The following is a 6,605-nucleotide window of genomic DNA, read 5'->3' as shown; positions in this document are numbered from 1 at the left end:
GACGCCTGCGCGGCGCTGGAGCGGTTTTGCGGCCCGCTCCAGCGCGCGCAGGCCGGGTTCAGGCCTTCAGTGCGCCGAAGATCTCGTTCAGCATCGACTTTGCGTCGCCGAACAACATGCGGTTGTTGTCCTTGTAGAACAACGGATTGTCGACGCCCGCATAGCCCGAAGCCATGCTGCGCTTCATCACGATCGACGTCTTCGCCTTCCACACTTCCAGCACCGGCATGCCGGCGATCGGGCTCGCCGGATCGTCCTGCGCGGCCGGGTTCACGATGTCGTTCGCGCCGATCACCATCGACACGTCCGCTTCCGGGAAGTCGTCGTTGATTTCGTCCATCTCCATCACGATGTCGTAAGGCACCTTCGCCTCGGCCAGCAGCACGTTCATGTGGCCCGGCATGCGGCCCGCGACCGGATGGATCGCGAAACGCACGTCGACGCCCTTCTCGCGCAGCAGCTTCGTCAGTTCGAACACGGTGTGCTGCGCTTGCGCAACGGCCATCCCGTAGCCGGGTACGATGATCACGCGCTTCGCTTCGCGCAGCAGCTCGGCCGTTTCCGCCGCGCTCACCGCGACTGCTTCGCCGGCCGGCTGCGCCGCGCCGCCGGCTGCCGCCGGAGCGCCCGCACCGCTGCCGAAGCCACCGGCGATCACGCTGATGAAGTTGCGGTTCATTGCACGGCACATGATGTACGACAGGATCGCACCGGACGAGCCGACCAGCGCGCCGATCACGATCAGCAGGTCGTTGCCGAGCATGAAGCCGGTCGCGGCGGCCGCCCACCCCGAGTAGCTGTTGAGCATCGACACGACCACGGGCATGTCCGCGCCGCCGATCGCCATCACCATGTGCACGCCGAACAGCAGCGAGATCACGGTCATCACGACGAGCGGCAGCATGCCGTCCTGGATGGTTTCCGCATGCAGGAACGCACGGCCGAAGTAAATCACGATCAGCAGCGCGGCCAGGTTCAGCCAGTGCCGTGCGGGCAGCAGCAGCGGCTTGCCGCCGATCTTGCCCGACAGCTTGCCGAACGCGATGATCGAGCCCGCGAAGGTCACCGCACCGATCAGGATGCCGACATAGATCTCGACCTCGTGGATCGCCTTCTCCGCGCCGGAGAACTGCAGCGACGTGTCGATGTAGCTCGCGAAGCCGACGAGGCAGGCCGCGAGACCGACCAGGCTGTGCATCAGCGCGACCAGTTCCGGCATCTGCGTCATCTGCACTTTCTTCGCGGCATACAGGCCGACCGCGCCGCCGACGACGAGCGCGGCGATCACGTACGGAATGCCGGCGGCCGACACGCGCGGGCCGGCGACGGTCGCCAGCACCGCGATCAGCATGCCGATCATGCCGAGCAGGTTGCCGCGGCGCGCGGTTTCGGGATTTGCGAGGCCGCCGAGGCTCAGGATGAACAGGATCGCGGCGCCGATATAGGAGACGGTAGTCAGGTTGGAAGTCATTATTGTTGTCCCCTTATTTGCGGAACATCGCCAGCATGCGGCGCGTGACCGCGAAGCCGCCGAACATGTTGACGGCCGTCAGCGTGAGCGCGCCCACTGCCAGGCCGAGGATCAGCCCGGACGGACGGTCGCCCGCGTTGGCCAGCTCGCCCAGCGGCGGCGCGACCTGCACGAGCGCGCCGATCGCGATGATCGACGAGATCGCGTTGGTCACGCTCATCAGCGGCGTGTGCAGCGACGGCGTGACGTTCCAGATCACCATGTAGCCGACGAAGCACGCGAGCACGAACACCGTGAAGTGCGACAGGAAGCTGGCCGGCGCGAACTGGCCGACGAGCAGGAACGCCACTGCGCCGATCGCGAACACGATCGCGAGCGCCTTCGCCGACATCGGCTCGCCGCTGTGACCGTGGCCTTTCGACTTCGCCGGCGCGGCTGCCGCGGGTGCGGCCGCCGCGGGCTTGGGCGCGACGACTGCCTGCTTGATCGGCGGCGGCGGCCACGTGACGTTGCCTTCCTTGATCACGGTGAGGCCGCGGATCGCGTCGTCGTCGAAGTCGACGTTGATCGTGCCGTCCTTGTTCTTGCACAGCTCCTCGATCACGCGCAGCAGGTTCGTCGCATAGAGCGTCGACGACTGCCGCGACAGGCGCGATGCGAGATCGGTATAGCCGACGATCGTCACGCCGTGGCGCACGACGGCCTCGCCGGGCACCGTGAGTTCGCAGTTGCCGCCCTGTTCGGCGGCCATGTCGACGATCACGCTGCCGGGCTTCATCGACTGCACCATCTCGGCGGTGATCAGCTTCGGCGCCGGCTTGCCGGGGATCAGCGCGGTCGTGATGATGATGTCGGCGTCCTTGGCCTGCTGCGCATACATCGCGCGCTGCGCCTGCTGGAAGCCTTCGCTCATCACTTTCGCGTAACCGCCGCCGCCCGAGCCTTCCTCTTCGTAGTCGACCTTGACGAACTCGCCGCCCAGCGACTTCACCTGATCGGCGACTTCGGCGCGCGTGTCGTTCGCGCGCACGATCGCGCCGAGGCTGGCGGCCGTGCCGATCGCGGCGAGGCCCGCCACGCCGGCACCGGCGATGAAGACCTTGGCAGGCGGAATCTTGCCGGCCGCGGTGACCTGGCCGTTCAGGAAGCGGCCGAACGCGTGCGCGGCCTCGATCACCGCGCGATAGCCGCTGATGCCGGCCATCGACGTGAGCGCGTCCATCTTCTGTGCGCGCGACAGCGTGCGCGGCAGCGAATCGATCGCGAGCACGGTCGCGCGCTTCGCGGCCAGCTGCTGCATCAGTTCGGGATTCTGCGCGGGCCACACGAAACCGATCAGCGTGCCGCCTTCGCGCATCAGCGCGACTTCGTCGGCGCTCGGCGGGCGTACCTTGAACACGATGTCGCTGACGGACCAGAGCTCGGCCGCGGTGGCGGCAATGCTCGCGCCGGCGGCGCGGTACGCGTCGTCGTCAAAGTTCGCGCCGGCACCGGCGCCGCTTTGGACGGCGACCGAAAACCCCAGCTTGATCAGTTTCTCGACCACTTCGGGGACGGTCGCAACGCGCCGTTCGCCGGTGGCTGTCTCCAGAGGAATCCCAATCTGTAATGTCATAGTATGAAAGATGGGTGATGGCCGTCGCGAAGCGCTCGGGCCGGTGCGTCAAGGTACCAGAATCATGTGCGTGTTTAGTGGCATGCGCGACGGTTTGCGTCAGAAAAAGAACGACCGTTCGCGTGACGGGAACGAGTATGCCCCAGAACGGACGCGCAATCGAGAGGCGATCGCGCGCGGCGCGTATTCCGTTGCACTGTTGTGTTTTATCCACGCGCGGGCGACATCGCGTCGGCCGAACGGGTGTTGACGATGCTGCGCGGCCGTCGCTGTCGCGCGCCGATCGACATCGCGCCCTGACAATCCCGACCGGCCGGTAGGCGAATCGCCGCAGAGCGACCGTGGGGGCACGCGTGCCTGTCAGTGCGTCGCAACGATCATCGGATCAATTGAGCAGACACCAGATCGCGAGGAACGGCGCGTCGCCGGAACGCATCGCATGCAGCGCGCCGCGCGGATTGTGGATGCCGCCGCCGATCCCGGGATCGAACCATTCGCCGTTCTGCTGCCGGAACTCGCCGGCGGTCATCAGCACGTAGGCTTCTTCCGGCGCGTGACCGTGATCCGGGTATCGCACGCCGGGCATCATCAACGAGAAGCCGAGCTGAATGTCGTCGCGGCTTTCCGCGCCGCCGGGCCCGCAGATCATTCCATTCACGTGCCCGTCGATGTAGTTCGGACTCCCGTCCGTTCCGGACGTACGGCGCGTCCAGCCGACCAGCGGCTCGAGCGACCGGATCAGCTGCGCGACGGCGGCGAACGTCGGGTTCACGCGTGCGACGGACTCGAGCGCCGGCTCCAGCCATTCGCATGCGGGGTAGCGCACCGCATTGCGCACGCCGTTGTCGGACGGTTGCTGCAACCGTGCGAACACTTGCGGCGCGAATGCACGCGCGGCAGGGGGAAGCTTCTCCGACTGGAACAGTTCGCCGGCGATCCGGACGAAATCCGCGATGTGCTTCGGACGTTCATTCATCTTGCTCGCTGCTCCCGGGGCAATGTGGGCCGATCGACGAAAGTCTACGCAGAAACGTTCCGGTCCGGGCAGCGAAAAAGGGCGGCCGATTTGGCACCGGCCGCCATGCACTCATGTCACCGGCGACCGGCGGCGGCCGATTCCGCCCCATCATCCGGTGCTACCCTGATCGGTATGCCGTGTGCAACCGTTTTCCCGAAGGCGCCGTCGGCACAGTTCCCTCGTCGCCGTGCGTTTCCGGCGGCTGTCGGCCCATCGCGTGGCCGATTTTGTCACCATGTGGGCCGGATATGACAATGGGAAACGGCCGGCGCAGCATTACGATGGGTCACGACGTCGCCTGGCGCTGGCCGGTTTTGCCGCAGCCGCCCGGGCCGCGCGCCTCATTCACCGCCTGATTTGGAACATCGACCATGAGCTATAACGCCCCTGTCAAGGACATGCTGTTCGTGCTGAAGGAACTCGCGGGCATCGACACCGTTGCGCAGTTGCCGGGCTTCGAGGAGGCCGGGTACGACACGGCGCAGGCCGTGCTCGACGAATCCGCGAAATTCTGCGGGGAAGTGCTGGCGCCGCTGAACGTCGAAGGCGACCGCAACCCGAGCAGCTGGAAGGACGGTGTCGTGACCGCGACGCCCGGCTTCGGCGCCGCGTTCCGCCAGTTCGTCGAAGGCGGCTGGCAGGGCCTGCAGCATCCGTCCGAATACGACGGCCAGGGGCTGCCGAAGCTGATCGCGACGCCGTGCATCGAAATGCTGAACGCATCGAACCTGTCGTTCGCGCTGTGTCCGCTGCTGACCGACGGCGCGATCGAGGCGCTGCTGACGGCCGGCACCGACGAGCAGAAGCAGCGCTACGTGCCGAAGCTGATCTCGGGCGAATGGACGGGCACGATGAACCTGACCGAGCCGCAGGCCGGCTCGGACCTCGCGCTGGTGCGCTCGCGCGCCGAGCCGCAGGGCGACGGCACGTACAAGGTGTTCGGCACGAAGATCTTCATCACGTGGGGCGAGCACGACATGGCGGACAACATCGTCCACCTGGTGCTGGCGCGCACGCCGAACGCGCCGGAAGGCGTGAAGGGCATTTCGCTGTTCATCGTGCCGAAGTTCCTGGTCAACGAAGACGGCTCGCTCGGCGCGCGCAACGACGTGCACTGCGTGTCGATCGAGCACAAGCTCGGGATCAAGGCGAGCCCGACCGCGGTGCTGCAATACGGCGATCACGGCGGCGCGATCGGTTACCTGGTCGGCGAAGAGAATCGCGGCCTCGAATACATGTTCATCATGATGAACGCCGCGCGTTTCGGCGTCGGGATGCAGGGGATCGGCGTCGCCGACCGTGCGTACCAGAAGGCCGCCGAATTCGCGAAGGAGCGCGTGCAGAGCCGCCCGGTCGACGGATCGGCGAAGCAGTCGGTGACCATCATCCATCACCCGGACGTGCGCCGGATGCTCGGTACGATGCGCGCGCTGACCGAAGGCGCACGGGCGCTGGCCTACGTGGCCGCCGCGCACAGCGACATTGCCCACCGCCATTCGGACGAGGCGACGCGCGCACGTCATCAGGCAATCTACGAATATCTGGTGCCGGTCGTGAAGGGCTGGAGCACCGAGATGGTGAACGACGTCGCGAGTCTCGGCGTGCAGGTGCACGGCGGGATGGGCTTCATCGAGGAAACCGGCGCCGCGCAGTATTACCGCGATGCGCGGATTCTCGCGATCTACGAAGGCACGACCGCGATCCAGGCGAACGACCTGGTCGGCCGCAAGACGCTGCGCGACGGCGGCGCGGTCGCGAAGGCGCTGGTCGCGGAGATCGGCGCCACGGTCGCGGCGCTCGGCAACGTCGACGGCGCGGCTGCCGCGTCGATGAAGGCGCAGCTGGAGAACGGCGCGCGCGCGTTGTCGGCGGTGGTCGACTACGTGCTCGCGAACGCGAAGCAGGACCCGAACGCGGTGTTCGCGGGCAGCGTGCCGTACCTGAAGCTTGCGGGCGTCGTGCTGTGCGGATGGCAGATGGCGCGCGCGCTGCTGGCCGCGCACGCGAACCGCGCGAGCGACACGGCGTTCTTCGATGCGAAGATCGCGATCGCACAATGTTATGCGGAGCACGTGCTCGTGCAGGCCGTCGGGCTCGAAGCGTCGATCGTCGGCGCGAAGGGCAACGAGAGCGTGCTCGCGTTGACGGAAGACCAGTTCTGACCGTAACGGTCGGGGCGCAGGAGGAGACAGGATTTTGACCACACAGGACTTGCTCGCGCAATACGGCCCGCGCGAATCGATGGAATACGACGTCGTGATCGTCGGCGGCGGCCCTGCCGGGCTGTCGGCTGCGATCCGGCTCAAGCAGCTGGCCGCCGAGAAAGGCACCGAGATCGGCGTGTGCGTGCTCGAGAAAGGTTCCGAGATCGGCGCGCACATCCTGTCGGGCGCGGTGATGGACCCGCGCGCGATCACCGAACTGTTTCCCGACTGGAAGGAACAGGGCGCGCCTTTGAACGTCGAGGTGACGGAAGACCGCTTCCTGTTCCTTTCTGAAGG

Annotated in this window: 5 protein-coding genes; 2 read left to right on the top strand and 3 right to left on the bottom strand. The window is 66.7% G+C overall.

The window, feature by feature from the left end:
• Positions 1-58: 58 nt before the first annotated feature.
• The 3 genes from pntB to Q3A80_RS31585 form a co-directional block, all read right to left on the bottom strand.
• Positions 59-1,471, bottom strand: a complete 1,413-nt coding sequence (gene pntB, locus Q3A80_RS31595) for a Re/Si-specific NAD(P)(+) transhydrogenase subunit beta (RefSeq protein WP_446332698.1) — start codon at positions 1,469-1,471, stop codon at positions 59-61.
• A 13-nt stretch (positions 1,472-1,484) separates the two neighbouring features.
• Complete coding sequence (locus Q3A80_RS31590; RefSeq protein WP_446332697.1) at positions 1,485-3,086, bottom strand: Re/Si-specific NAD(P)(+) transhydrogenase subunit alpha; 1,602 nt, start codon at positions 3,084-3,086, stop codon at positions 1,485-1,487.
• 385 nt (positions 3,087-3,471) lie between these two features.
• Entirely contained in the window at positions 3,472-4,062 is a 591-nt protein-coding gene (locus Q3A80_RS31585; RefSeq protein ID WP_446332696.1) for a dimethylsulfonioproprionate lyase family protein, read from the bottom strand.
• Positions 4,063-4,475: 413 nt separating this feature from the next.
• Between Q3A80_RS31585 and Q3A80_RS31580 the strand changes: the two genes are divergently transcribed.
• Together Q3A80_RS31580 and Q3A80_RS31575 are read left to right on the top strand one after the other, a co-directional pair.
• On the top strand, positions 4,476-6,266 hold the full coding sequence (locus Q3A80_RS31580; protein ID WP_446332695.1) for an acyl-CoA dehydrogenase: 1,791 nt from the start codon (positions 4,476-4,478) through the stop codon (positions 6,264-6,266).
• Positions 6,267-6,300: 34 nt separating this feature from the next.
• Positions 6,301-6,605, top strand: a 305-nt coding sequence (locus tag Q3A80_RS31575; RefSeq protein ID WP_446332694.1) for an NAD(P)/FAD-dependent oxidoreductase, incomplete at its 3' end; no start/stop codon positions are given.

The sequence above is a fragment of the Burkholderia sp. SR8 genome, assembly GCF_052851275.1.
This window is presented reverse-complemented; position numbering and strand designations above follow the sequence as displayed.